22 protein-coding genes are annotated in these 23,310 nt (G+C 62.1%); 5 read left to right on the top strand and 17 right to left on the bottom strand.

From position 1 onward, the window contains the following. Positions 1 to 11: 11 nt before the first annotated feature. Positions 12 to 1,130, bottom strand: a complete 1,119-nt coding sequence (locus tag ACM64M_RS01345; protein WP_416226838.1) for a hypothetical protein — start codon at positions 1,128 to 1,130, stop codon at positions 12 to 14. A gap of 222 nt (positions 1,131 to 1,352) precedes the next feature. On the opposite strand from ACM64M_RS01345, the gene ACM64M_RS01340 reads away from it, so the two are divergent. Beyond that, positions 1,353 to 2,366, top strand: a complete 1,014-nt coding sequence (locus ACM64M_RS01340) for an NAD-dependent epimerase/dehydratase family protein (protein WP_416226837.1) — start codon at positions 1,353 to 1,355, stop codon at positions 2,364 to 2,366. On the opposite strand, the gene wecC is transcribed toward ACM64M_RS01340, so the two are convergent. The 11 genes from wecC to ACM64M_RS01285 all read right to left on the bottom strand — a co-directional run bounded on the left by wecC (position 2,363) and on the right by ACM64M_RS01285 (position 12,465). Continuing rightward, positions 2,363 to 3,670 carry a UDP-N-acetyl-D-mannosamine dehydrogenase gene (gene wecC / locus ACM64M_RS01335; RefSeq protein WP_416226836.1) on the bottom strand — a complete coding sequence of 436 codons (1,308 nt, stop codon included), beginning with the start codon at positions 3,668 to 3,670 and terminating at the stop codon, positions 2,363 to 2,365. The genes ACM64M_RS01340 and wecC overlap by 4 nt on opposite strands. Positions 3,671 to 3,674: 4 nt before the next feature. Then, a complete protein-coding gene (wecB, locus tag ACM64M_RS01330) occupies positions 3,675 to 4,829 on the bottom strand; it encodes a non-hydrolyzing UDP-N-acetylglucosamine 2-epimerase (RefSeq protein WP_416226835.1) in 1,155 nt (384 codons plus the stop codon). 143 nt (positions 4,830 to 4,972) lie between these two features. Beyond that, the gene (locus ACM64M_RS01325; RefSeq protein ID WP_416226834.1) at positions 4,973 to 5,548 is read right to left on the bottom strand and encodes a hypothetical protein; all 576 of its coding nucleotides are present in this window, start codon (positions 5,546 to 5,548) and stop codon (positions 4,973 to 4,975) included. 112 nt (positions 5,549 to 5,660) lie between these two features. Beyond that, positions 5,661 to 6,182 carry a demethoxyubiquinone hydroxylase family protein gene (locus ACM64M_RS01320; RefSeq protein ID WP_416226833.1) on the bottom strand — a complete coding sequence of 174 codons (522 nt, stop codon included), beginning with the start codon at positions 6,180 to 6,182 and terminating at the stop codon, positions 5,661 to 5,663. Between the two features lie 27 nt (positions 6,183 to 6,209). Beyond that, positions 6,210 to 6,662 (bottom strand): disulfide bond formation protein B, encoded by a 453-nt coding sequence (locus tag ACM64M_RS01315; RefSeq protein WP_416226832.1) that lies wholly within the window; start codon positions 6,660 to 6,662, stop codon positions 6,210 to 6,212. A 24-nt stretch (positions 6,663 to 6,686) separates the two neighbouring features. Then, complete coding sequence (locus ACM64M_RS01310) at positions 6,687 to 8,024, bottom strand: S41 family peptidase (RefSeq protein WP_416226831.1); 1,338 nt, start codon at positions 8,022 to 8,024, stop codon at positions 6,687 to 6,689. A gap of 155 nt (positions 8,025 to 8,179) precedes the next feature. Next, on the bottom strand, positions 8,180 to 9,427 hold the full coding sequence (locus ACM64M_RS01305) for a murein hydrolase activator EnvC family protein (RefSeq protein ID WP_416226830.1): 1,248 nt from the start codon (positions 9,425 to 9,427) through the stop codon (positions 8,180 to 8,182). Positions 9,428 to 9,431: 4 nt separating this feature from the next. Then, a complete protein-coding gene (locus tag ACM64M_RS01300; RefSeq protein WP_416227341.1) occupies positions 9,432 to 9,854 on the bottom strand; it encodes a 23S rRNA (pseudouridine(1915)-N(3))-methyltransferase RlmH in 423 nt (140 codons plus the stop codon). A gap of 48 nt (positions 9,855 to 9,902) precedes the next feature. Then, positions 9,903 to 10,280, bottom strand: coding sequence for a ribosome silencing factor (gene rsfS, locus ACM64M_RS01295; protein WP_416226829.1), 378 nt, complete (start codon positions 10,278 to 10,280; stop codon positions 9,903 to 9,905). A gap of 138 nt (positions 10,281 to 10,418) precedes the next feature. After that, positions 10,419 to 11,129, bottom strand: coding sequence for a nicotinate-nucleotide adenylyltransferase (locus tag ACM64M_RS01290; RefSeq protein WP_416226828.1), 711 nt, complete (start codon positions 11,127 to 11,129; stop codon positions 10,419 to 10,421). Positions 11,130 to 11,148: 19 nt separating this feature from the next. Continuing rightward, positions 11,149 to 12,465, bottom strand: coding sequence for a glutamate-5-semialdehyde dehydrogenase (locus tag ACM64M_RS01285; protein ID WP_416226827.1), 1,317 nt, complete (start codon positions 12,463 to 12,465; stop codon positions 11,149 to 11,151). 317 nt (positions 12,466 to 12,782) lie between these two features. Here ACM64M_RS01285 and ACM64M_RS01280 point away from each other — a divergent pair, with 317 nt between their 5' ends. Continuing rightward, entirely contained in the window at positions 12,783 to 13,955 is a 1,173-nt protein-coding gene (locus tag ACM64M_RS01280) for a M23 family metallopeptidase (RefSeq protein ID WP_416226826.1), read from the top strand. Positions 13,956 to 13,974: 19 nt separating this feature from the next. Continuing rightward, positions 13,975 to 14,367, top strand: a complete 393-nt coding sequence (locus ACM64M_RS01275; protein ID WP_416226825.1) for a bactofilin family protein — start codon at positions 13,975 to 13,977, stop codon at positions 14,365 to 14,367. Positions 14,368 to 14,445: 78 nt separating this feature from the next. Here ACM64M_RS01275 and ACM64M_RS01270 read toward each other — a convergent pair whose 3' ends face one another. The 5 genes from ACM64M_RS01270 to ACM64M_RS01250 all read right to left on the bottom strand — a co-directional run bounded on the left by ACM64M_RS01270 (position 14,446) and on the right by ACM64M_RS01250 (position 20,444). After that, positions 14,446 to 16,125: a long-chain-fatty-acid--CoA ligase gene (locus tag ACM64M_RS01270; RefSeq protein ID WP_416226824.1), complete on the bottom strand. Its 1,680-nt coding sequence runs from the start codon at positions 16,123 to 16,125 to the stop codon at positions 14,446 to 14,448. 124 nt (positions 16,126 to 16,249) lie between these two features. Continuing rightward, on the bottom strand, positions 16,250 to 17,038 hold the full coding sequence (locus ACM64M_RS01265) for a DUF1013 domain-containing protein (RefSeq protein WP_416226823.1): 789 nt from the start codon (positions 17,036 to 17,038) through the stop codon (positions 16,250 to 16,252). Between the two features lie 120 nt (positions 17,039 to 17,158). Then, a complete protein-coding gene (locus ACM64M_RS01260) occupies positions 17,159 to 18,208 on the bottom strand; it encodes a glycosyltransferase family 4 protein (RefSeq protein WP_416227340.1) in 1,050 nt (349 codons plus the stop codon). Positions 18,209 to 18,258: 50 nt separating this feature from the next. Next, positions 18,259 to 19,161 (bottom strand): UDP-2,3-diacylglucosamine diphosphatase, encoded by a 903-nt coding sequence (locus tag ACM64M_RS01255; RefSeq protein ID WP_416227339.1) that lies wholly within the window; start codon positions 19,159 to 19,161, stop codon positions 18,259 to 18,261. A 260-nt stretch (positions 19,162 to 19,421) separates the two neighbouring features. Then, positions 19,422 to 20,444 carry an NAD(P)H-quinone oxidoreductase gene (locus ACM64M_RS01250; protein WP_416226822.1) on the bottom strand — a complete coding sequence of 341 codons (1,023 nt, stop codon included), beginning with the start codon at positions 20,442 to 20,444 and terminating at the stop codon, positions 19,422 to 19,424. Positions 20,445 to 20,529: 85 nt separating this feature from the next. Here ACM64M_RS01250 and ACM64M_RS01245 point away from each other — a divergent pair, with 85 nt between their 5' ends. Next, positions 20,530 to 20,733: a DUF1192 family protein gene (locus tag ACM64M_RS01245; RefSeq protein ID WP_416226821.1), complete on the top strand. Its 204-nt coding sequence runs from the start codon at positions 20,530 to 20,532 to the stop codon at positions 20,731 to 20,733. Positions 20,734 to 20,877: 144 nt separating this feature from the next. Further along, the gene (gene clpA / locus ACM64M_RS01240; RefSeq protein WP_416226820.1) at positions 20,878 to 23,292 is read left to right on the top strand and encodes an ATP-dependent Clp protease ATP-binding subunit ClpA; all 2,415 of its coding nucleotides are present in this window, start codon (positions 20,878 to 20,880) and stop codon (positions 23,290 to 23,292) included. The last annotated feature ends 18 nt before the right edge of the window (positions 23,293 to 23,310 follow it).

Here is a 23,310-nt window from a genome sequence, read left to right as displayed (position 1 = left end):
GCAAGACGCGCTTAGGCTTGATCGATCATCTCCTCGAGCACGGCAATAATATTGCCAATACTGTTTTCAGGCATCGAAAACTGGGATGCGACCCCCAGCGCCAAGGCGCGGTCGATAACCATTTCCAGCCCGGTAACGTGTTCATTGGCCATGGCAATGCCATAATCCTCAAACCGGCAAAGCTCTGCAATGGTTGTGCCTTTTTGCAAGACGACCGGAATACCTGCGAGCGCCGCTTCGATGCCGACTGTCGATCCATGTGTGACCACCACGTCGCAGGCCAACAAATCCTCTGCCAGCGAAGTGCCTGCGGAGATTTCCGGACCAACTGCGTCCGCCTCTACCTCGTTCGGATGTAAGCGAATTCGCAGTTTCAGGTCGGCTCGATCCGCAGCTATCAGGCGCAATTGGGCCATCACCTGCTCTTTGTGCTGCGCATCTTCAGGCGGAAGCGGTTGAGAGGCGTAGAGTATTGTGCGAACTCCCCTGAACCCGATCTGATCTCGACGAATACGAAGGTCAGCCATTGCGTCAAACGCAGGGTTCCCCGTTACGACCACTTTGCCTGGAGCATGGCCAGACTGGATCAGGATGGTTCGTACCGCCTCGCTAAGCACGCAGATGCGATCAGCGTAATGGGGCTGATGCAGCCAGTGGTTCGATGCGCTCGCCAGCGTATCATTCAGCACAGCCGCCGCAATACCGCGCGATTGCGCACCATCGATCAACGCCTTTTCCGCGCGGGGCGAATTCGTGGTCATAACGATATCGGGCTGCACAATATCAAGCAGCCTCGCCGCCATTTCGCCATGCGCAAAAGCGGCACGGCCGTGCGCTCGATAAAGCGCCTTTGCCTTGTCCGATCCATGCTCTGCCACCAGAGCAAAATAGCCAAGTCCGTGATATGCATAGGTTTCATTGACTGACACCGGGCCGCCTGGTGTCACATTCCCCGCGATAGCCGCCCCCAACTCGATAATCTCCGCTTCGTCGGCGTGAACAAGGTCTGCGGCCTGCCAGACGGTGAAGCCGGAAGCAGCAACTTTGGTGTAAGCGGTCGTCAGCGCGAGGAAATGAACATCCCAGCCTTTTGCATGCAATTCCTGCGCGACAGGGAGGCATGTGTTCACATGGCCTCCACCGTAAGCTGCGCACAAAATGGTGGGTTTAGACCGGATCACTTGCTCACATCGTTGTAAAATCAGGGACCGTTGCGCATCGCACTAATGCAAAAGGCTGTGCCCCGCCGACTTAGCTTTGCCATCTGTGATAGGAAAGGGCTACTGGCTCCGGATCAGTGGTATCCGGGCAGGTTGATTGGCAAGATAACAGGTCAAATGGCAGGAGAGCGAGTGCGGACAGTTTTCATCACCGGGACGGCCGGGTTCATCGGGTACCACCTTGCTCAGCTTTTGCTGGAGGAAGGGTTTCGGGTCGTCGGTTATGACGGGATGACCGATTATTACGACGTCCGGTTGAAACAGCGGCGGCATCAGATGCTGCTGCAACACCCGCATTTTCAATGCACTACCGGGATGCTCGAAGATTTCGAGGCATTGCATGCGCTGACGATCGAGACACAGCCCGATGTGATCGTTCACCTCGCGGCGCAGGCGGGGGTGCGCTACAGTCTCGAAAACCCGCGCGCCTATGTCGATGCCAATCTGGTGGGAACCTTCAACGTGATGGAATGCGCGCGCGAGCTGGGCGTGGGTCACTTGCTGATGGCGTCGACCAGCTCGGTTTACGGCGCGAACACCGACATGCCCTTTGCCGAGACGCAGAAATGCGACACGCCGCTGACGCTGTATGCTGCGACCAAGAAAGCGAATGAGGCGATGGCGCATTCCTATGCCCATCTGTGGGACTTGCCGGTCACCATGTTCCGGTTCTTCACCGTCTATGGGCCGTGGGGCCGGCCCGATATGGCGCTGTTCAAATTCACCCGCGGGATCCTCGAAGGGACGCCCATCGATATTTACAATCACGGCGAAATGTTCCGCGATTTCACTTTTGTCAGCGATCTGGTGCGCGCCATTCGGCTGTTGATCGACGCCGCGCCGGTGCGGCCTGAAAGCCCGGACGATATACCCGCGTGGGATTCGTTGTCCCCCGCCGCGCCGTGGCGAGTGGTGAATATTGGCAACAATGACAAGGTGCGGCTGATGGATTTCGTCTCCGCGATCGAAGCCGAATGCGGGCGCGAGGCGGTGCTCAATCTCATGCCAATGCAAAAAGGCGATGTGCCCGCGACCTGGGCCGATGCGAGCCTGCTGCGCGAATTAACCGGCTATGCTCCGCAAACCGGCGTGCGCGAGGGGATCCGCCAATTTGTCGCCTGGTACCGCGACTATTACCAAGTCTAACCGGCTAACCTACGGTCGACGAAGCTGTAAATCGCTGGCGGCGTTTCCCAGATTCCGCGCGTATCGACAATCTCTCCCTGCGGCCGGGTGCTGCCTTTGAACATCTGGTGATCGACCAGCATCACGTGAATATCGGCCCGCGCAGCTTCGGCGAAAGGCACCAGCCGCGCCGCGTTTAGCGATGTGGGCAGCGCCTCGATATTGGGCTCCACCACCGCCAAGGGCCCGGCGTGCCACTGGGCCAGTTCCTTCGCAATTTCGAGCGCGGGGCTTTCGCGCAAATCGTCAATATCGGGCTTGAAGGTCAGACCGTAAACGGCGATTTCGACCTCGGATGCGGACTTGGCCGGATGCGCGGCCAGATGCGCACCGAGCGCCGCCTTGATCTGCTCCAGCACCCATTCCGGCTTGGCCGAATTGACCCCGCGCGCAGCCTGAATCAGCGGCGAGACAGCAGGCGCACTGGATACGATGAACCAGGGATCAACCGCGATGCAATGCCCGCCCACCCCCGGACCGGGTTGCAGGATATTGACGCGCGGGTGGCGGTTCGCCAGCGCGATCAATTCCCACACATTGATGTCCAGTTCGTCGCAGATCAGCGACAATTCATTGGCAAAAGCGATGTTGACGTCGCGGAAACTGTTCTCGGTCAGCTTGGCCATTTCTGCCGCACGCGGCCCCGATGCGATGACGCAGTCGCCCGTCACAAACAATTTATAGAGCGCCGCCGCCTTGGCCGAACAACGCGGCGTCATGCCTCCGATGACCCTGTCGTTGGAGATCAGTTCCTGCATCACTTTGCCCGGTAACACCCGTTCAGGGCAATGCGCGATGCGGATATCGGCATCCTCGCCTGCCTGCTGCGGAAAGCTGAGGTCGCGGCGCGCCTCTGCCAGCCAACCCGCCATCGCCTCAGTCGCGCCCACCGGTGAAGTCGATTCGAGGATCACCAGATCGCCGCGCTTCAAAACCGGCGCAATCGCGGTGCAGGCGGCGTGGATATAGGACAGATCGGGGGCATGGTCATCGCCGGTGAAGGGGGTTGGCACCGCGATCAGAAACGCATCGGCGGGTTCGGGAACAGTGACGGCGCGCAGATATCCCTTGGTCACCGCTGCGCTCACAACCATATCGAGATCGGGTTCGATAATGTGAATTTCGCCGCGATTGATCGTGTCCACCGTGTGCGCGTTCACATCGACGCCGACGACTTCGATCTTGCGCGAGGCAAACATGGCCGCGGTCGGCAGTCCGATATAGCCGAGCCCGATGACCGAAACCTTGGTGATGGGTTTTCTCATGATCTCACCGATTGCTGCCCGCCGAAGGGCCGTCAAAGAACTGCACGATGGCGTCGCTGATCCGGCCAGCGGCCCGGCCATCGCCATAGGGATTGTGTGCCTGTGCCATCGCCGCATAGGCCGCGGTATCATCAAGCAAGGCGCTGGCCTCGCGCACAATCAGATTGCTGTCGGTCCCCACCAGCCGGACCGTGCCCGCGCTCACCGCCTCGGGACGTTCGGTGGTGTCGCGCATCACCAGCACTGGCTTGCCGAGCGAAGGCGCCTCTTCCTGCACCCCGCCCGAATCGGTCAGGATGATGTCGGCGCGGCGCATCAGATGGACAAACGGGAGATAATCCTGCGGTGCGATCAATCTGACCGTGTCCAGCGCGCCCAGCCGCTGTTCGACCGGGCCTTTTACATTGGGATTGAGATGCACCGGATAGACAATCTGCGTGTCGCCGCGCTGCGCCAGAGCGGTCAGCGCATCGCAAATCCGTTCAAACCCTCCGCCAAAACTTTCGCGGCGGTGGCCCGTGACCAGCACCACCCGCTTGTTCGGATCAAGTCCAAGAACGGTGTCCAGCGCGCGGGTTTGTTCAGGGTCGCGGTCAAGTTTGCCGACCACATCGAGCAGGGCGTCGATCACCGTGTTGCCGGTCACTGTGATATGATCCGCAGGCACATTTTCGGCCAAGAGATGCGCGCGCGCGCCCTCGGTCGGGGCAAAATGCAGCCGTGCAATGGTGCCAGCGACCTTGCGATTGATCTCCTCGGGCCAGGGGGAATAGATGTCGCCGGTGCGCAGCCCTGCCTCGACATGGCCGACCGGAATGCGCGCGTAATGGGCGGCGAGCGAGGCTGCCAGCGTCGTGGTCGTATCACCGTGGACCAACACCAGATCGGGCCGTTCCGCCTCCAGCACCGGCTTTAGCCCGGTCAACACCCCGCCGGTAATCTCATACAGGCCCTGACCCGGCCGCATCAGGTCGAGATCGTGATCGGGGACAATTTCGAACAGCGCCAACACCTGATCGAGCATTTGCCGGTGCTGCGCGGTCACGCAAACCCTCGCTTCGAAGCGCGTATCGGCCTGCAACGCCTTGACCACCGGAGCCATCTTGATGGCTTCGGGGCGGGTGCCGAAAATCAGGAGCGTCTTGATCGGTTTTCCCATGCGCTTTCAATTCCATGTGCCACGCCGGAGAACGGCGCAGCAGCGACGGCGTATGGCAGCGCGCTAACAGGGATCGGTGGGGGAAGGGTTAATGCGGCGGTTATAATGACCGTTCCGCCGCATTCGCCATGCCTCAGATGGATTTATTCGCCGGGGTCAGGGGTAACGACGCTGGGCAATTCGCCTTCGCCGGGCAGCGGGCCGTCGCGCTCGCGCTCCAGCCGTTCGAGATATTCACGCTCAATCTGTTCGACGCGCGACTGCTCGGCGGCGGCAGTGCTGTCGATGGTCGAAAGCCGTTCTTGCCGGGCGGCTTCGATCAATTGGCCAAAGCGGACGCTTTCTGCCCCTTCGCGTTCGGCATAGGCGCGGTCGATGAATTGTTCGGTGCAGCCGGTGAACCCGCCCGCGCCTGCCGGATCGCAGGACAGGGTGCCAAACGCACCAATATAGCGGATGCTCTCGACCTTGCGTGCGTGCGAGATATTTTCGGGCGAATCGCTTTGCCGCAGGTTTTGCGGAATGCGGTAACGATCGGCCTCGACCAGGATTTCGCAGACCACAATCTCATCGGCTGTGGTCGGCTGCGGGCATTCATCCTCGCTGTAGGCGATGACCATATTGACCCGGTCGCCGCCCTGATTCTGTGCCGCAGCGGGGGCAGCAAAAGCGAATGCGGCGGCCAGAGCGAAAGGCGCAATGTGCAACGGGTGAACCATGATGTTTCCTCTCGATAGCGCGAACAAATGCGCCGAATTCTGTGTCTGCTTTAAATAGCAGGCGGTGAACCGCTTCTGAAGGGGGCGCAGCGCCGCATGGCAGGATGCGGCGCTAAATCCGCTCACTAACCTTGATTGCAAGGCGGCAGCCAAGCCGGATCGCGCCCGCCAACAAAGGATAGGCAGGCGCATTTTCCGCACCATGCGCCAGTGCGGCATCGCGGTGTTCGCGTTCTTCCTCGCGGAATTCAGCGATCATATCGGCCAGTTCCGGCTCCGCTCCGGTTTCGGCCAGACGGTCGAGCTGCTGCGAATAATGCCGGTCTATTTCTTCTTCGACCGCAGCAGTGCAGGCCATTGCCGCTTCCGGACCAAGCAGCGCCGTCCCTGCGCCCAGCGCATAGCCGGCTGCCGACCAGAACGGATGCAGCGCGGTTGGGCGCACTCCGCGTTTGGCCAGCACTTCGTCAAAGCGCGCACGGTGCACCTCTTCCTGCTGTGCCATATGGCGGATTTCGGCAGATTGCGGGCCCCTGTCACCCATCACTGCAAGCTGTCCGGCGTAAATCCGGGTCGCGCCGAATTCGCCAGCCTGATCCACACGGATCATGCGGTGAAGTTCATTCCTGTCCATCATCTGCTCCTGAAATCTGTTTCCGGCCTACTTCCTATACGCAGCCAGCGCCACAATGGCTCCGCCGCCAATGCCGGAAATCAGGAAATTCCAACCCGCCAGCGACACGCCAAACAGGTCCCAAGGGGCAACATCGCAGCGCACCAGCGGCGCGGCAGAAACGTCCATCACGTCAATCGCGGATCGCAAGGTGGCGCATCCGGTGATGCCCTGCCACCAGCCATATTCGACGCCAGCATGAAACCCGCCGATCAATCCCGAAGTGATGATCGCCAGCCCCGCCAGCGCCGTCCATACCCGCTGCGGAGCCATGAAAAACGCAAGCATCGCCAATCCGATAGCGGCAAAATGCGGCCAGCGCTGCCACCAGCACATTTCGCATGGGAACAGACCCAAGCCATATTGCGCGATATACGCCCCGGCCAGCAACCCAGCCGGAATCGCCAGCGCCAAAGCGCGCGCTTGCTGCAAACCGTTCATGCCAGACCTTTACAGATTACCCGATCAACGCCGCAGCGCGACAGAGCTGGCGGTGGTGCGGCGCAAGGTTTCCAGCGCATAATGCAGCTGAAAATCTTTGACGCCCTGTTCCTCAAGCTGCTCTGCGGTCAATTGGAAGCGGGGATCGTCGATCTTGTCGTCCTCCATCTCCTCATCAGCAATCCCGAGTTCGTTGATCAGATGCCCGCGCAAATCGGATTCGCGCGTTTGATAGCGGGCGCGCAGCGCGAAATCGGGGTCGGTCAACTGCGGCACGCGGATGTCCGGGTTGATCCCGCCTTCCTGCACCGAATTGCCCGACGGCGTGAAATAGCGCGCCGTGGTCAATTTGAGCGCGGCATCCGGGCCCAGCGGCAACAGCGATTGCACCGAACCCTTGCCAAAGCTGCGCTGACCCATGATCAGCGCGCGGCGGTGATCCTGCAACGCGCCTGCGACAATCTCCGAAGCCGAGGCTGAGCCTGCATCGATCAGCACGATCAGCGGAATCCCTTCTGCCATATCGCCGCGAAACACGGTTTCGGCATCGTAAAGGATAGTCTCGCCGCGCGCCCTTCCGCGCTGCGACACGATCCGTCCGGAATCGAGGAACAGATCAGACAGGGCAACCGCCTCATCCAGCGAACCGCCCGGATTGCGGCGCAGATCGAGCACCAGACCGCCCATCCGGCCGGCCGCCTCGGTCTTCATCGCTTCCCAAGCGCGGTAAACATCCGCGCCAACATCGGCGGAAAATTCATTGACTGAAATGACCCCGATATTGCCCGGCTGAAGCTCAAAGGTGACCGGCTCAAGCTCAATCACTCCGCGCGTCACGTCCAGTTCGAGCGGTTCGTCGCGGCCAGGGCGAAAAATGGTCAGCCGGATCGACGTGCCCGCCTTGCCGCGCATCCGCGCCACTGCATCGTCCAGATCGCCGCCGTAAATCAAATCGCCGTCAAGATGCGTGATAAAATCACCCGCCTTGATCCCCATCTGATCCGCCGGACTACCCTTGAACGGAGAGATCACCTTGACCGCGCCCTCTTCGAGAATGACTGACAGGCCCAATCCCGAATAATTACCGTCGATCATCGTCTCAAGCCGTTGAAGATCGCTGCCATCGAGATAGGCGGAATGCGGATCAAGGGCGGCCAGCATCCCGTCGATCATGCCGCGCACCAGCACTTCATCATCGACCGGCTCGACATAGCTGGCCTGAATCCGCTGATAGACTGCAAACACCTTGGCCAGTTCCGGCCCCGCGCGGCCATCGACCTGCGCCATGGTGACGGTGGTTGCAGGGATCAGCGCGACGGCAGTGACAAGCGCGGCGCTGCGAAGCAAGGCGGCTATTTTCATGAGGTTCTCAAGGCTCCTTTGGGCATGATCGTATAACTTTGCGCGGCTGAACGCCAGATGAGACGAAAACCGCGACTTTGTCCGTCCCGCTGCGGGGCATCCGGGGGCCTCAAAGTTAGTGCACATTTCCAAGCATAGGGTCGGGCACAGCGCAATTAACTGAGATAATTGAGCGGGTTAACGGGTTGGCCATTGCGCCGCAATTCGATCGTAATCGCCGGGTCCGCGCGCCCCGCCACCCCCAACGGGCCGCCTGCTATGACCTCATCGCCGACCTCAGCCTCGATCCGGTCAAGCCCGGTGACGAGGCTGGTCCAGCCGCCTGCATGTTCGATGATCACGATTCGGCCAAATCCGCGATATGGCCCGGCAAAGGCCACGCGGCCAGATGCCGGGGCGACCACTTGCGCGCCCGGCGCAGGCGCCAGTTCGATACCGGTGGAGCGCAGCCCGCTGTCGCGCAGCACTCCGAAACCGGCGATGGTGCGGCCCTGCACCGGCAATTGAAATCCGGTGAGCCGGGTGCTGGAGGGGCTGGGCAAGGGTAAGGGGGCGGCGTCGCTGCTATCCACGCCGCTTGCAGCCCCGCCAGCAATATCGCGCGGGCGCATCACCGGTCCGGGCAGCGCGGCCAGTTCGCGGCGCAGGCTGGCGGCCTCGTCGATTATGTCGACCAGCCCATCCAGATCGCGCGCTTCCTCAGCCAGCGCCAGCGCGCGTTCGGCTTCGCGGGCGGCGTTGCTGCGGGCCTGACGTGATGTGAGGCGCTGCCGGGTCTCAAGCGCGGCGAGCTCTGCGCGGCGGGCCTGCAGGGCCTGTTCGCCCGCGCCAAGGTTGGTGAGCGCTTGCGCAGCGGCGCGCTCCAATCGGCGGCCCTCCTCCAGTTCACCGCGCAATGCCGAGGTGCGGCGGCGGATTTCGGGAACAGCGGAATCGAGCACCGCCCGGACATAGACCAGATCCTTGAGCGAACCCGGTTGCAGCGCCGACAGCGCGAGCGGCCGGCGCGCGGTCATCTGGAGCGCTCCGGTCAGCCGGACCAAGGGCTCCTGCCGAACGGAAAGCCTGCGCGAAAGCGCCGTGCGGTCCGCCTGCGCCAATGAATAGCGCGCCTGCGCGGCGAGAATATCAGCCTCTGCCGCCTGAATTTGCGCTGCCAGCGATGCTGCCTCGCGCGCGGTCTTGTCGGCGGCTTCGGTTGCGGCCTCGGCTTCGCTGGAAAGTCGGTCGGCGCGCGCCAGCGCGCGCTGGCTTTCGCGCGTCGCGCGTTCCAGATCAGCCTGCGCCTGCGCCGGTTCGATCAAGGCCACATCGCGCTGCGCCCGGCTGACAGGCACGGCGACAATCGCCGCAGTGATGACCCCGGCAAGGGCAGCAAAACCGAGTGACAGGCGCATGGACATAGCGTCACCCTGCCCGATGATACGGGTGTCCGGCAAGGATGCTCGTTGCGCGGTAGAGCTGTTCCATCAACATCGCGCGGGCCAGCAGATGCGGCCAGGTCGCCCGGCCGAACGCCAGCAGCAAATCCGCCTCTTCCCGCTCGGCATCCGAATGGCCATCCGCCGCACCCAGCATGAACCGGGTTTCGCGGATGCCGTCATCGCGCCAGCGGCCCAGCAATGTGGCAAAATCCTCAGACGCCATGGCGCTGCCGCGTTCATCAAGCAGCACCGTGCGGTGCGGGGACAGCGAATCGGGAATGCGTCCGCCCGTTTCGGGCAATTCAGTGTGCTTGACCGGCCAGGTCAGCCGCTTTTCATAGCGCCGCACCAACTCCTCCTCGGGAGAGCGGGCGATCTTTCCGCGGGCGATCACGTGGAGGAGAATGGTGCGGGCTCCTTCTTTGTGTGCACCCCATCCGGGGTGCGCAAAAAATTACGCCCGGCCCTGATGCGCCTCGCCGCCTTCGAACGACCACATCCGTTCAAGATTGTAGAAAGTGCGCACTTCGGGACGGAACAGGTGAACCACAACATCGCCCGCATCGATCAGCACCCAATCGGCTGCGGGCAGGCCTTCGATCCGCACCGGGCCGTGGCCAGCCTGTTTGACTATTTCGGCCAGTTTCTGCGCCATCGAAGCCACCTGCCGGGTGGAACGCCCGCTGGCGATCACCATGAAATCGGCGACCGAGCTTTTTCCTGCAAGCGGGATCGAGACGATTTCCTGCGCTTGATCGTCGTCAAGCTGGCTCATCACCAGATCGTGCAAGGGATGGTCCGTTGTTGCGTTGTCAGTTGTGTCATGGGGCATGGGTGGAACAGCCTTTAGCGGGGTCGCCGAAGCGGCATGGGCCTGCGGGGTGGACAAGCGTCAGTCTCCTGATTGTGTGGGTGAAATGAGCGGGATCGCCCCAAATGGCAAGGAACAGTACAGAAAGGCCGGGGCCTCTCATTCGTCAAAACCTTCGGGATCCTGCCAATCCTGTATGCGGCGAAAGGTCAATCTATCACGCACCGCTGCGCCTCTGTATACAGAGGCCCATTCGCTGTTGGCACGGCGAATGGCCGTGGCAGAGCGAGGGTCCGGATCGAAACGCATGAACACCAGTGCCGGTGCGCTCCATTTCTCTTGTCGCCTGATGCTGGCGGCAGACATTCGATAACGTCTGAGCCAGACCATGGCGGGGCTCGTCATGGCATCGGCGTTATAGCCGGGCCGCGCGATCACTGCAATCGGCATGGTGCGGGCAATTTCGCGCCACCCCTTCCACAGGTGAAACTGGGCCAGATTGTCCGCCCCCATCAACCAGATGAAGCGCCGCTTGGGATAGCGCCGCGTCAGTTTCTTGAGGCTGTCCACGGTGTAGCGCGTGTCCAGCTCCAGCTCGATCGCGCTGGGCACAATCGGGGCACGGCGCGACAGGGCCTCTGCCGATTTGAGCCGGGCGCGCAGCGAGGCCATGTCGTCGCTGGGTTTGAGCGGATTGCCGGGCGACACCAGCCACCACGCCTGATCCAGCCCCAGGGCGTTGATGGCAAAGCAGGTGATCCGCCGATGCCCACCATGCGCAGGGTTGAAACTACCGCCTAGCAATCCGGTGAGGCCGGGATATTCTGCTGCTCCGGCGCGCGCACCGCGCCGTGAAAGCCCTGCGACCATCGTCAGTCCCGCCGGTGCTTCAAGGTCGCGCCTGACCGGTGCCGCGCACCAGCCATTTGTAGGTCGTCAATCCCTCCAGCGCGACCGGCCCGCGCGCATGCAAACGTCCTGTGGCGATCCCGATCTCTGCGCCCAGCCCGAATTCCCCGCCATCGGCAAATTGCGAAGAGGCGTTGTGCATCACGATGGCGCTGTCGACGCGGGTCAGGAATTCCTCCGCCGCAGCCTCATCATCGGTTACAATCGCATCGGTATGCGCCGATGAATGGTGAGCGATATGCGCCAGCGCCCCGTCCAGCCCGTCAACCATGGCGACCGACAGCACTGCATCGAGATATTCGGTGCCCCAATCCGCATCGCTAGCGGGTTTGATCCGATGGTCGAGCGCGCGGATGCGGTCATCGCCGCGCAATTCGCAACCCGCTTCGATCAGGCTGCTCACGAGCGCCTTACCGTCGCCAAAACCGGCATCGATCAACAGCGTCTCCATCGCGCCGCAAATGCCGGTCCGGCGCAATTTGGCGTTGATCGCGATGGCCTGCGCCATGGCGGGGTCGGCGGCGGAATGGATATAGGTGTGATTGATCCCGTCGAGATGCGCGAGCACCGGCACGCGCGCATCGGCCTGAACCCGCGCGACGAGGCTTTTGCCCCCGCGCGGCACGATCATGTCGATCACCCCGGCAGCGGTCAGCATCGCGCCCACTGCCGCGCGGTCCTGCGTCGGGATCAATTGCACCGCAGCCGCCGGCACGCCGCCTTCGACCAGACCGGCGGTCAGGCTGGCCATGATCGCGCGGTTGGAATGCACCGCTTCGCTCCCCCCGCGCAGCAGCGCCGCATTGCCTGCGCGCACGCACAAGGCGGCGGCATCGGCGGTGACGTTGGGGCGGCTTTCGTAAATGATGCCGATGGTCCCGATGGGGACCCGCACCCGGCTCAGTTTGAGGCCATTCGGCCGCTCCACTGTATCGATCACCTCGCCCACCGGGTCGGGAAGCGCGGCAACCGCTTCGACCCCGGCGGCGACATTTTCCAGCCGCGCTTGATCGAGCGCAAGCCGGTCGAGCAACGCCTTGCTCAGACCGCACGCGCGCCCGGCTTCCAGATCTCTGCCGTTTTCGGCAAGGATGGTCGCGGCGTTGGCGCGCAAATGCTGCGCGGCGCGCATAAGGGAATCGGCGCGCGCGGCGCTGGACATCTGGGCGAGCGCGCGCTGGGCGGCGCGTGCCGCCGCGCCCATCTCAGAGATAAGAGCCTCGGGAGTATGCGTCTCGGCGTCGGCAGCTGAAAAGAGGGAGGAGAGGTCGGACGCAGGAGTTGATGTGCGATTCATAACGCGCCTGATAGCAGGCGAAGCGCGCGCTGTCAGGTTGCTGTCAAAGGCGGACAAGGCACAGCGATCAGCGCGCGAATCACCACCGCGGCTGGGCGCTGAGTTGGCGCGATTCGCCCGATTCCGTCGACTTGGCTGGATTGTATGGAAACGACATCCGCGGATTCTGGCCAAAGATTGCTCCGATATGAACGCTTCATCCTGATTTCCCATCGGTTCGGCGGTTCGCAGGACCTGGGGATTCGATTCCTTGGCGGGTGATTGGTAGCGCCCTGCGGCAAGCGATAACAAAAAACGGGGCCGCTTTGTCAGAGGATATGTCTGAGTCCACCTTCAGGGTGAAGCTGCGCGAGTGGTTCCCTGACCGCGAGTTTTTTATGCGGTCGCAAGGTCAGGTTCGTTTCATCAAGATTTCGTCGAAATTGCAGATGGGCGCGGCTGCGGCTGCGGCGCTCTTGGCGATCGGCTGGGCTGGTTCGATGGGCGTGATGGCGTGGAACAATTACGTCGCCGAATCCAACCTCGCTTCATTTTTGGATGAGAAAGCACAGGTCGCCAGCGCTCAGGAACGCCTGAAAGATTACAGCGACAATATCGATCATGTTGTCGATGATCTGAAGGCTCGGCAGGATGCGCTCGATGCGATGGTCCCGATGCTGCCCGAAGACCTTCAGGCGGTCGACACCAATGTCACCGATTCCAGCGAAGAGACCGCCGAAACCATCGAGAAAATCGGCGCGATGTTCCCCAGCGCGCGTGGGCTCGCAGAGATTGAAGCGCGCCAGCTGGCGTTTGTCGAAAACGTCACCCGCTATGCTGATTGGCGCGCCCGCCGGGCCGAGGCGGCCTTGCGCAAACTCAACCTTGATCCGGGCGCCATGGCCGCCGCCGCGCGCGACGATGTCGAAGCCGCGATGGGTGGTCCGCTCGAAGTGCTGGCAACCTCTGCCGACGGCTCGCTTGATCCGCGATTTGAACGGCTGGGACTAAGCCTTGCGCGGATGTCGGCGCTCGAACTGGCGCTCGACGGGGTGCCGCAGGTCGCGCCCGCCGCCGACCGCCGGATCACTTCGGCCTTTGGTTATCGCCGCGACCCCTTCACCCGCCGCGCAGCCATGCACAGCGGGATTGATTTCAAGGGCGCGCATGGCTCTCCGATCTTTGCTGCGGCTGATGGTACGGTCACCTTTGCCGGGCGCAAATCAGGCTATGGCAATGCGGTGGAGATCACCCATTCCAACGGATTGATGACCCGTTACGCGCATCTTTCGCGGATTGACGTGGTAGCGGGGCAGTCCATCGACGCAGGCGCGACGCTGGGTGGCCTTGGCAGCACCGGCCGGTCTACAGGTCCGCATCTGCATTTCGAAGTCCGCTTGAACGGACGCGCCATCAATCCACGCCCCTTTCTGGAGACCGCCCCCGATGTTCTCAAAGAAGCCCGCGGCAGCGCAGCAACCCGCAGCGCCGCAACCCGCCCCCGCCCCTAGCCCCCGAGGGAAATCCAACATGAGCGGCAATTCGACATTTTCGGTGATTGGTTCGGACGTTACGATCAAGGGCGATGTCCACGCTTCGGTCGATTTGCATGTCGATGGCAAGATCGAAGGTGATATCCAATGCGCCAGCCTGGTGCAGGGCGAAGCGAGCGTGATCAACGGTGCCGTTACCGCTGAAAGAGCGCGAATGTCGGGCAAAGTGGCTGGATCGATCACTGCAAAAGAACTGGTGATCCTCAAGACCGCTCAGATCGAAGGCGATGTGCATTACGACGCGCTGACCATCGAACAAGGCGCGCAGGTCGATGGCCGGTTTGCCCCCAACACACAGCGCAAAGCGGCGACGGCACCCCAAACTGCCCCTGCCGCAACGCCCGAATCCAAGCTGCAAATCGCCAGCTAATCGGCCTCAGAGAACTTCGGCGGGCGCTATTTGTGGGCGGCCTCAGAGGACTTCGGCGCGCGCTGCCTGTGGGCGGCCTCAGAGGACTTCGGCGCGCAGGGCCTTCCGGTCCAGCTTGCCGATGATCGTCCGGGGCAAGGCCTCGCGGATGACCACCTGATCGACCCTTTCGTGTTTGCCCACGCGTTCATTCAGCCACGCTTTGAGCGTGTCGCCGCCGATTTCGCTCCCCGGCTCCAACGTGACATAGGCGCGCGGGACTTCGCCGCGATATTCCTCCGGCACCCCGATGACGAGCGCTTCCTTCACCGCTTCATGCGTCAGGACCACGTCCTCGACCACGCTGGGAAAGACCTTGAACCCGCCGACCGAGATCATGTCCTTGATCCGGTCGACAATCTCCAGAAAGCCGTCCGCATCCATCGTCGCCACATCGCCGGTGCGCAAATAGCGCGTGTTCCCGCGCACGGCGAAGACTTCGGCATCAGCCTCTGGCCTGCCCCAATAGCCGCGCATGACCTGCGGGCCGTGGATCGCCAACTCACCCGGTTCGCCAGCAGGCGCGAGGCGGGTCGGGTCTTCCTTGTCGAGCAGCACGATCTCGGTTCCCGGTACCAATTGCCCGATGGTGCCTCGCTTGCGCGTGCCTTCGTAGGGGTTGACCGACACCACTCCCGCGCTTTCGGTCAGGCCGTATCCCTCCACCAGCCGCACCCCGGTCACCGCCTCGAATTTCTCATGCACCGGGCCGGGCATTGGCGCGCCGCCTGAAATGCAGACCTTGAGGCTCGACAGATCGGTCTTGGTCAGGTCCGGGTGATCGAGCAGCGCCTGAAACATCGTCGGCACGCCGGGAAACCCCGTGGTGCGGTATTTCTGGATCGTCTGGAGCACCTGCGCGGCGTCAAACCGGGGAACCATCGCAATCGAAGCGCCCGCCGCGACCGCGTGATTGAGCAACGCAGTGTTGGCAAAGACGTGGAAGAACGGAAGCGCCCCCATGAACACTTCTTTGCTGGGATCGTCGAACGGATTGATTGCGGCGATTTGCTGCGCGTTCTGCGACAATTGATCGTGGCCCAGCATCGCGCCCTTGGGCCGCCCGGTGGTGCCGCCGGTGTATTGCAACAGCGCCAGGTCGCTGGCGGCAACCGGAGGAAACGCTGCCGATGCGCTGCCCTGCACTTGTGACCAGCGGCGGATCGCCGGACCCCAGTCAGGACGGGCGATCTGGCTGCGTTTGAACAGCCTGAGCGCCGCACCCTTTGCCCAAGGCAGCATTTTTACCAGCGACCCGACGATCAGCGTTTCCAGCGCGGAATTGTTCAGCACTTTGGCGGCAGTGCCATACAATTCGGGCACATCCAGCGTCACCAGCACACGGGTGCCGCTGTCACCGACCTGCCAGCTCAGTTCCTCGACCGAATAGAGCGGGGAGAAATTGACCACCACCGCGCCCGCCATCATCGCCCCGTAATAGGCAGAGGCGTAGATCGGGACGTTGGGCAGGAACAGCCCGACCCGGTCGCCCTTTGCGACGCCCATCTCGATCAGGCCTGCGGCAAACCGCTGCGCCTCGTAATAAATGTCCTGATAGGAATAGGTCCGCCCCAGGAAATGCAGGAACGGCGCATCGGGCGCGCGTTTTACCGCGCGTTCCAGCATCTCTGGCAGCGAGAGCGATGCAAACTGCGCGTCGCGCGCCACCGGATGGTGGTAGGGGGAAAGGGAGTGAGCGGGGGCAGTATTGACATCCATGTCAATAATCATGGCGCAACCGCCCGCCACGCACAAGCCGGAGCGCGCGGCATCAGCCGATTTTGTCGCGCCCTGTCATTTGGCCGTCATCTGGCCCTCACCAGGCCGTCGCCCAGTCCCGGCTTCAGTCGTCGGAAGCGTCGTCTTCGCGCGGCGGCTGGGCATAGCCGCTGGAGGAAGGCTGCACACCATCGGCGGCTTCGGCTTCGCGTTTCCGGGCAAGCCATGCCTCGGCTTCGGCTTCCTGCGCGGCTTCAGAGGCGGCTTTGACATTGGCGTCGCGTTCGGCGCGCAATTCCTCGATCAACCGGTCTTTGTTGGTGCGGGTGTCACTGCCCGCAGCGACAACGGTTTCAGCCTCTGCGTCGTCGCTGACTGCAATCCGCTTGGCCGCTTTGGCAACGACCGCATCCAATTCGCGCTGCGAACACAGGCCCACGGTCACGGGGTCTTTGGGCTGAATATTCTGGATGTTCCAGTGCGAGCGCTCACGGATCGCCGAAATCGTGTTGCGCGTGGTGCCGATCAGCTTGGAGATTTGCGCATCCGAAACCTCGGGATGGTTGCGCAGGATCCACGCGATCCCGTCGGGCTTGTCCTGCCGTTTCGACACAGGCGTATAACGCGGGCCCTTGGTCCGGGTCACTTCGACCGGGGCCTTGTGCATTTTCAGCGAATAGGACGGGTCGGCCTGACCCTTTTCAATTTCAGCTAGCGTCAATTCGCCAGCGTGAACCGGATCGCGTCCGGTGTATTTGCTGCCCGCCAGATCATCGGCCATCGCCTGCACTTCAAGGATGTGAATCCCGCAAAATTCGGCAATCTGTTCAAACGACAGGCCGGTGTGATCCACCAGCCAGGTGGCGGTGGCATGCGGCATCAACGGGGTGGGCTGTTTTGACCCTTGGGCCATGGGAATCTCCGTAAAAATAGAAGGGCCGCCCCTTTCGGAGCGGCCGCTGTATGCAGCCCAGATAGGGCAAAGCCGAACAAACGGCAAGGAGAGGTTGCAGGTGGGGCTCAAACGCAGAGCTTAAAGCGCGGGCGCGGCCTGCAGCGAAACGCATTCCTCTTCCTCCAGCGCGACCAGCCCGCTGAGGAATTGCCGGGTCGCCGCCTCCCACGAATAACGCGCGCCATAGGCGGCGCATTCGGCGCGGTCGCAATAACGCGCCGCGTCTATGGCGCGGCTGAGGTCGTCCGACAATGCGCCCGACTTTTCGGTGACGATATCGACCGGCCCGGCCACCGGATAGGCCGCAACCGGGGTTCCGCAGGCAAGGGCTTCGATCATGACGAGCCCGAATGTGTCGGTTTTGCTAGGGAACACAAAGACATCTGCACCGGCATAGAAACCAGCCAGTTCGGTCCCCGTGCGCTTGCCCATGAAACGCGCTTCGGGAAATTTCACCTCCAGCGCGGCGCGCGCCGGACCGTCACCGACCACCACCTTTGTGCCGGGATAGTCGCATTGCAGAAACGCCTCGATGTTCTTTTCAACCGCAATGCGTCCAACATAGAGCAGGATCGGCCCTTCGAGATCGGCATATTCGGGCGGGCGCGGCGCATCGGGAGAGAAACAGCTCAGGTCGACCCCCCGGCTCCAGTGGTTGAGATGCGTGAGGCCCTGCTCCCGCAATTGCTTCCGAATCGTCTCGGTCGCCACCATGATCCGCTGCGCCGGGCGATGGAACCAGCGAATATAGGGCCAGAACACCGATGCAGGCAGGCCCGTGCGGCTGGCGAGATAATCAGGAAACTGCGTGTGATAGGCGGTGGTGAAAGGCACCTTGCGGTTCTTGCAATACCGCCGCGCGGCAAAACCCAGCGGGCCTTCGGTGGCGATATGCACGGCATCGGGCCTGACCCGCGCAAGCTGGCGCCCGACCGCGCCGGGTGCGGTCAGCGCGAGCCGAATTTCGGGATAGGTCGGCGCCGGATAGGACCGGTATTGCTCGGGCGAGATAACGGTAACTTCGTGACCCCATTGGCGCAGCATGTCGCAGGTGGTCGATAGGGTCCGCACGACGCCGTTGACCTGCGGAAACCATGCGTCGGTAACGATGGCGATTGATTGCGGCACCGCGCCGTAGGTTTCGGGACAGGTTTCAGGGATGATCTGCGTCTGTTTGTTCACGCGGCCTCCCGTTCGGATTCCTTTTCAGCGGCGACCTGATCTTGAAGCTCGGGTTCGGGCAGTGTTGCAGCGGCGGCCGCTTCCTCGGCTGCGGTGCGGGCGGCGATCTCGTCGGCCCAGTTGAGGATTTCCATCCGGCCGTCGTGATGTTCGACCAGCGCGTTGCAGCCTTCGACCCAGTCGCCATCGTTCCAATATTCGACGGTTCGGCCATTGTGTTCGAAATTGCGCATTTCGGCGGTGTGAATATGGCCGCAAACGACCCCGTCCACGCCGCGCTCTCCTGCGGCGCGGGCCACGACCTCTTCGTATTTGCCGATGAACTCGACCGCATTCTTGACCTTGTGCTTGGCCGCTTTGGACAGCGACCAATAGGGTCGGCCCAAGGCTTTGCGCACGCCGTTCACGAACACGTTGAGCTTCATCATTGTAACATACGCCCAATCACCGACGAATGCGAGCCAGCGGTGCGAAAGCATCACGGCGTCAAATTCATCGCCGTGCAGCACCATCAAGCGGCGGCCATCGGCGGTGTCGTGAAAGGCGGCGCGGCGAATCTCGATCCCGCCAAAATTCAGCCCGGTAAACTGCCGGAACATTTCATCGTGATTGCCGGGGATATAGATGATCCGCGTGCCGCGCTTGGCGCGTTTGAGCACCCGCCAGACGATGTCATTGTGTTCGGATGGCCAGTAGAATTTCTTCTTCAGGCGCCAGCCGTCGATGATGTCGCCCACCAGATACATCACTTCGCTGTCGGTGTGATCGAGGAAATCAATCAGCATCCCGGCATTGCAGCCCTTGGTGCCGAGATGCACGTCGCTGATCCAGATCGTGCGATATTTGGTCCGCGCGATTCCCTCCGGCTCGGGCGTGGAGAGGCCGGTGAGCGGGGGCATCGAAGGGAAATTCGCGATATTGCCCGGCGATTCAACAGCTTCGCCGGTTTCGCTGGAAAGCTTGGGCAGCATAAAGTCGGTCATGGGTGGCCTCGGACTTCGTTTTGCGTCGGGCATGGCATGACAGTGATTTGTTACAGGCGATTCACAGCGGCGTGACGGTTTTGCGTAAATCCACAACTTCGTGACGCTTATATTGCAGCGCAGCATCGGTTTTGGTGGCCTGCGTCCCGGTATGAGACGCAAATTGGCCGAGCGATCTATTCGGCCGCAACCTCCAGCACGATCTTGCCAATATGCGCGCCCGATTCCATCCGCGCATGCGCCGCTGCGGCGTCTGCCAGCGGGAAAGTGCGGTCCATGACCGGTGCCAGTTCTCCGCCGGTGAATAGCGGCCAGGCGTTTGCGGCAATCTCATCCGCCAGCGCCGCCTTGAACGCATCGGAGCGCGGGCGCAGCGTCGATCCGGTCAGCGTCAGGCGGCGCATCATCACCATCGGCATGAAAAGCTCGGCCTTGGCCCCGCCCAGCATGGCGATGGTGACGTGACGACCGTCTTCGGCGAGGCATTTGAGATTGCGCGCCACATAATCGCCCGAAACCATGTCGAGCACCACATGCACCCCCGCTCCGCCAGTGTGCGCCGCGATCGCCTCGACGAAATCCTGTTCGCGGTAATTGATCGCCAGATCTGCGCCGACAGCACGCGCGGCATCGCATTTGGCTTCGTCGCCGCAGGTCACGATAACCTCCATGCCAAACGCCTTGGCGAGCATGATTGCCATCGTGCCGATCCCCGATGTGCCGCCATGGACCAGCAGCCGCTCACCGTCGCGCGCCAGCCCGCGCTCGAACACATTGTGCCACACGGTGAACAGGGTTTCGGGCAGCGCGGCGGCGTCTTTCAACTCCATCGCATCGGGCACCGCCAGACAATGTTGCCACGGCGCGGCGCAATATTCGGCATAACCCCCGCCCGGCGTCAGCGCGGCGACCCGCGCGCCCAGCATTTCGGGGGGCACGTCAGCACCGATGGAAACCACTTCGCCTGCGACCTCCAGCCCCAGCAGCGGCGAGGCCCCCGGCGGCGGCGGATAGGCTCCGGCGCGTTGCAGACAGTCGGGGCGGTTAACCCCGGCATAGGCGACCTTGATCAGGACATCGCCCGCGCCGGGCACGGGCACCGGCATTTGCGCAGGGTGCAGCACTTCGGGACCACCGGGGGCGGCGAAGCTGGCCACCAACATAGTCTCGGGAAGAACCGGCGGTTTCGCCTCTGCCATCTCTATTGCCCCCTGTTTATGACGAGGGGCGAATACCGTTCATGCGCATTGACAGCAACCCGCCAGTCTTGCGATGTTGCAACCAATGGAAGACGACTCCCGCCCCGCTGCCAAAGGCGACGCCGCCAGCCTGCTGGCACGAGAGGATCTTGCCCCCTATTCACAGGATGAATTGTCGGCGCGGATTGCGCAGCTCGAAGCGGAAATCGCGCGGGTGACCGCGCACCGCGACAAGGCCGCCGCGCATCGCCGCGCTGCCGATGCGCTGTTTGGCGGCACGGGATCGTGAAATCTCGCCGCGCGAACCCACCCCTTTCCCAAGGTGCAGACATTTTGGATTCGCAACTGCGCCGTTTTGCCCCATATAGTTATCGCACCCCTGTTTCGGCTCATTTTTACCGAGCCTTTATCTCCCCCCAGTAGAGACCAGACCATGCCCAGTTTCGCTCAAAATCTCGAGAGAACCCTTCACAACGCGCTTGCCCATGCGTCGGAGCGGCGGCACGAATATGCCACGCTGGAACATCTTCTGCTCGCGCTGATGGATGATGAAGACGCGGCGCAGGTCATGGCGGCCTGCGGGGTGGACCTGGCTGAGCTGGGCGAGGTGGTGAAGCAATATCTCGATCAGGAATATCAGTCGCTCAAGACTGAGGAAAATGTCGATCCGCAGCCGACCGCCGGTTTTCAGCGGGTGATCCAGCGCGCGATCCTGCATGTGCAAAGCTCGGGCAAGGATACCGTGACCGGCGCCAATGTGCTGGTCGCGCTGTTTTCCGAACGCGACAGCTATGCGGTCTATTTCCTGCAGCAACAGGATATGAGCCGGCTCGATGCGGTCAGCTATATCAGCCACGGAATCGGCAAAGGTGGCCGCCAGCTTGAGGCGAAAACCCCCGAAGGCACCGATGACACCGGCAGCGGCCCGGCCGCGCAGGCCGACAATGCCAAGGAAGGCGGCAACAAGAAAGAAACCGCGCTCGATCAGTTCACGGTCAACCTCAACGCCAAGGCCGAGGCAGGCAAGGTCGATCCGCTCATCGGACGCGGACCCGAAGTGGACCGCACGATCCAGATTCTGTGCCGCCGGTCAAAGAACAACCCGCTTTATGTCGGCGATCCCGGCGTCGGCAAAACCGCCATCGCCGAAGGGCTGGCACGCAAGATCGTCGAAGGCGACGTGCCCGAGGTGCTCAACAATGCGGTGATCTATTCGCTCGACATGGGGGCATTGCTGGCAGGCACGCGCTACCGCGGCGATTTTGAGGAGCGATTGAAACAGGTCGTCTCGGAACTCGAAGCTATGCCCGACGCGATCCTGTTCATTGACGAAATTCACACCGTTATCGGCGCAGGCGCGACCAGTGGCGGGGCGATGGACGCCTCCAATCTGCTCAAACCGGCTTTGTCGAGCGGATCGATCCGCTGCGTCGGTTCGACCACTTACAAGGAGTTTCGCAACCATTTCGAAAAGGACCGCGCGCTGCTGCGCCGGTTCCAGAAAATTGACGTCAACGAACCCACGATCGAGGATACGATTCTGATCCTCAAGGGGCTTCGCACCGCTTTCGAAGATCATCACAAGGTCAAATACACGCCCGACGCGCTGAAAACCGCGGTTGAATTGTCGGCGCGTTATATCAACGACCGCAAATTGCCGGACAAGGCGATCGACGTGATCGACGAAGTTGGCGCAATGCAGATGCTGGTCCCGCCCAGCCGCCGCAAGAAGAAGATCACCGCCAAGGAAATCGAACAGGTGATCGCGACCATGGCGCGCATCCCGCCAAAATCCGTCAGCAGCGACGACAAGAAAGCACTCGAAAATCTTGGCCGCGATCTCAAACATGTGGTGTTTGGTCAGGATGAGGCGATCACCCGGCTGGCGACCGCGATGAAGCTGAGCCGCGCGGGGCTGCGCGATCCGGACAAGCCGATTGGCTCGTTCCTGTTCAGCGGGCCGACCGGGGTCGGCAAGACCGAAGTTGCGCGCCAGCTCGCCAGCATCATGGGGATCGAGCTGAAACGTTTCGACATGTCCGAATATATGGAGCGCCACAGCGTTTCACGGCTGATCGGCGCCCCTCCGGGCTATGTCGGTTACGATCAGGGCGGGCTGCTCACCGATGCGGTCGATCAGAACCCGCATTGCGTGCTGCTATTGGACGAGATCGAAAAGGCACACCCTGACCTGTTCAACATCCTGCTTCAGGTGATGGATAATGGCCGCCTGACCGACCACCACGGCAAGACGGTCGATTTCCGCAATGTCGTGCTGATCATGACCACCAATGCCGGCGCTTCCGATATGGCGCGCAGCGGGATCGGGTTTGGCGACGTGTCGAAAGAAGACGCCGGGACCGAAGCGGTGCAGAAGATGTTCACCCCCGAATTTCGCAACCGGCTCGATGCGATCGTGCCATTCGCCTATCTGGGCAAGGGCACCGTGGCGCGGGTGGTCGACAAATTCATCCTGCAGCTCGAATTGCAGTTGGCCGAACAGAACGTGCATATCCAGTTCGACAGCGATGCGAGGAGCTGGCTGGCGGACAAGGGCTATGACAAGCTTTACGGCGCGCGCCCGATGGGCCGCCTGATCCAGGACAAGATCAAACAGCCGCTGGCCGAAGAATTGCTGTTCGGCAAGCTTGCCGATGGCGGCGAAGTGCATGTCAGCGTCAAGGATGGTAAGCCGGTGTTTGAGATGACCCCGGCCCCGCCCAAGGCAAGACCCGCGAAAAGGCCGACATCAAAGAAAAAACCGCCAGCGAAAACGGCACCTGCGAAAAAGGCCGCGCCAGAAGGCGACGCAAAGCCCGAACCCTCAGGCAGCGACAAGGAAAGCTGATAGCCTTTGGATGGCCGC

Source organism: Qipengyuania sp. ASV99, assembly GCF_047872805.1.
Lineage (GTDB): Bacteria > Pseudomonadota > Alphaproteobacteria > Sphingomonadales > Sphingomonadaceae > Erythrobacter.
The sequence above is the reverse complement of the archived record's forward strand: the minus strand, read 5'-3'. Positions and strand labels throughout refer to the sequence as shown.

Coding starts and splice junctions, on each gene's coding strand:
- ACM64M_RS01325 (WP_416226834.1), bottom strand. CDS start 5,548: ATGGTTCACCCGTTGCACATTGCGCCTTTCGCTCTGGCCGCCGCATTC.
- wecB (WP_416226835.1), bottom strand. CDS start 4,829: ATGGGAAAACCGATCAAGACGCTCCTGATTTTCGGCACCCGCCCCGAA.
- ACM64M_RS01280 (WP_416226826.1), top strand. CDS start 12,783: ATGTCTGAGTCCACCTTCAGGGTGAAGCTGCGCGAGTGGTTCCCTGAC.
- ACM64M_RS01315 (WP_416226832.1), bottom strand. CDS start 6,662: ATGAACGGTTTGCAGCAAGCGCGCGCTTTGGCGCTGGCGATTCCGGCT.
- wecC (WP_416226836.1), bottom strand. CDS start 3,670: ATGAGAAAACCCATCACCAAGGTTTCGGTCATCGGGCTCGGCTATATC.
- ACM64M_RS01245 (WP_416226821.1), top strand. CDS start 20,530: ATGGAAGACGACTCCCGCCCCGCTGCCAAAGGCGACGCCGCCAGCCTG.
- ACM64M_RS01265 (WP_416226823.1), bottom strand. CDS start 17,038: ATGGCCCAAGGGTCAAAACAGCCCACCCCGTTGATGCCGCATGCCACC.
- ACM64M_RS01255 (WP_416227339.1), bottom strand. CDS start 19,161: ATGCCCCCGCTCACCGGCCTCTCCACGCCCGAGCCGGAGGGAATCGCG.
- rsfS (WP_416226829.1), bottom strand. CDS start 10,280: ATGCCCCATGACACAACTGACAACGCAACAACGGACCATCCCTTGCAC.
- ACM64M_RS01285 (WP_416226827.1), bottom strand. CDS start 12,465: ATGAATCGCACATCAACTCCTGCGTCCGACCTCTCCTCCCTCTTTTCA.
- ACM64M_RS01310 (WP_416226831.1), bottom strand. CDS start 8,024: ATGAAAATAGCCGCCTTGCTTCGCAGCGCCGCGCTTGTCACTGCCGTC.
- ACM64M_RS01275 (WP_416226825.1), top strand. CDS start 13,975: ATGAGCGGCAATTCGACATTTTCGGTGATTGGTTCGGACGTTACGATC.
- ACM64M_RS01270 (WP_416226824.1), bottom strand. CDS start 16,125: ATGGATGTCAATACTGCCCCCGCTCACTCCCTTTCCCCCTACCACCAT.
- ACM64M_RS01320 (WP_416226833.1), bottom strand. CDS start 6,182: ATGGACAGGAATGAACTTCACCGCATGATCCGTGTGGATCAGGCTGGC.
- clpA (WP_416226820.1), top strand. CDS start 20,878: ATGCCCAGTTTCGCTCAAAATCTCGAGAGAACCCTTCACAACGCGCTT.
- ACM64M_RS01305 (WP_416226830.1), bottom strand. CDS start 9,427: ATGTCCATGCGCCTGTCACTCGGTTTTGCTGCCCTTGCCGGGGTCATC.
- ACM64M_RS01250 (WP_416226822.1), bottom strand. CDS start 20,444: ATGGCAGAGGCGAAACCGCCGGTTCTTCCCGAGACTATGTTGGTGGCC.
- ACM64M_RS01290 (WP_416226828.1), bottom strand. CDS start 11,129: ATGGTCGCAGGGCTTTCACGGCGCGGTGCGCGCGCCGGAGCAGCAGAA.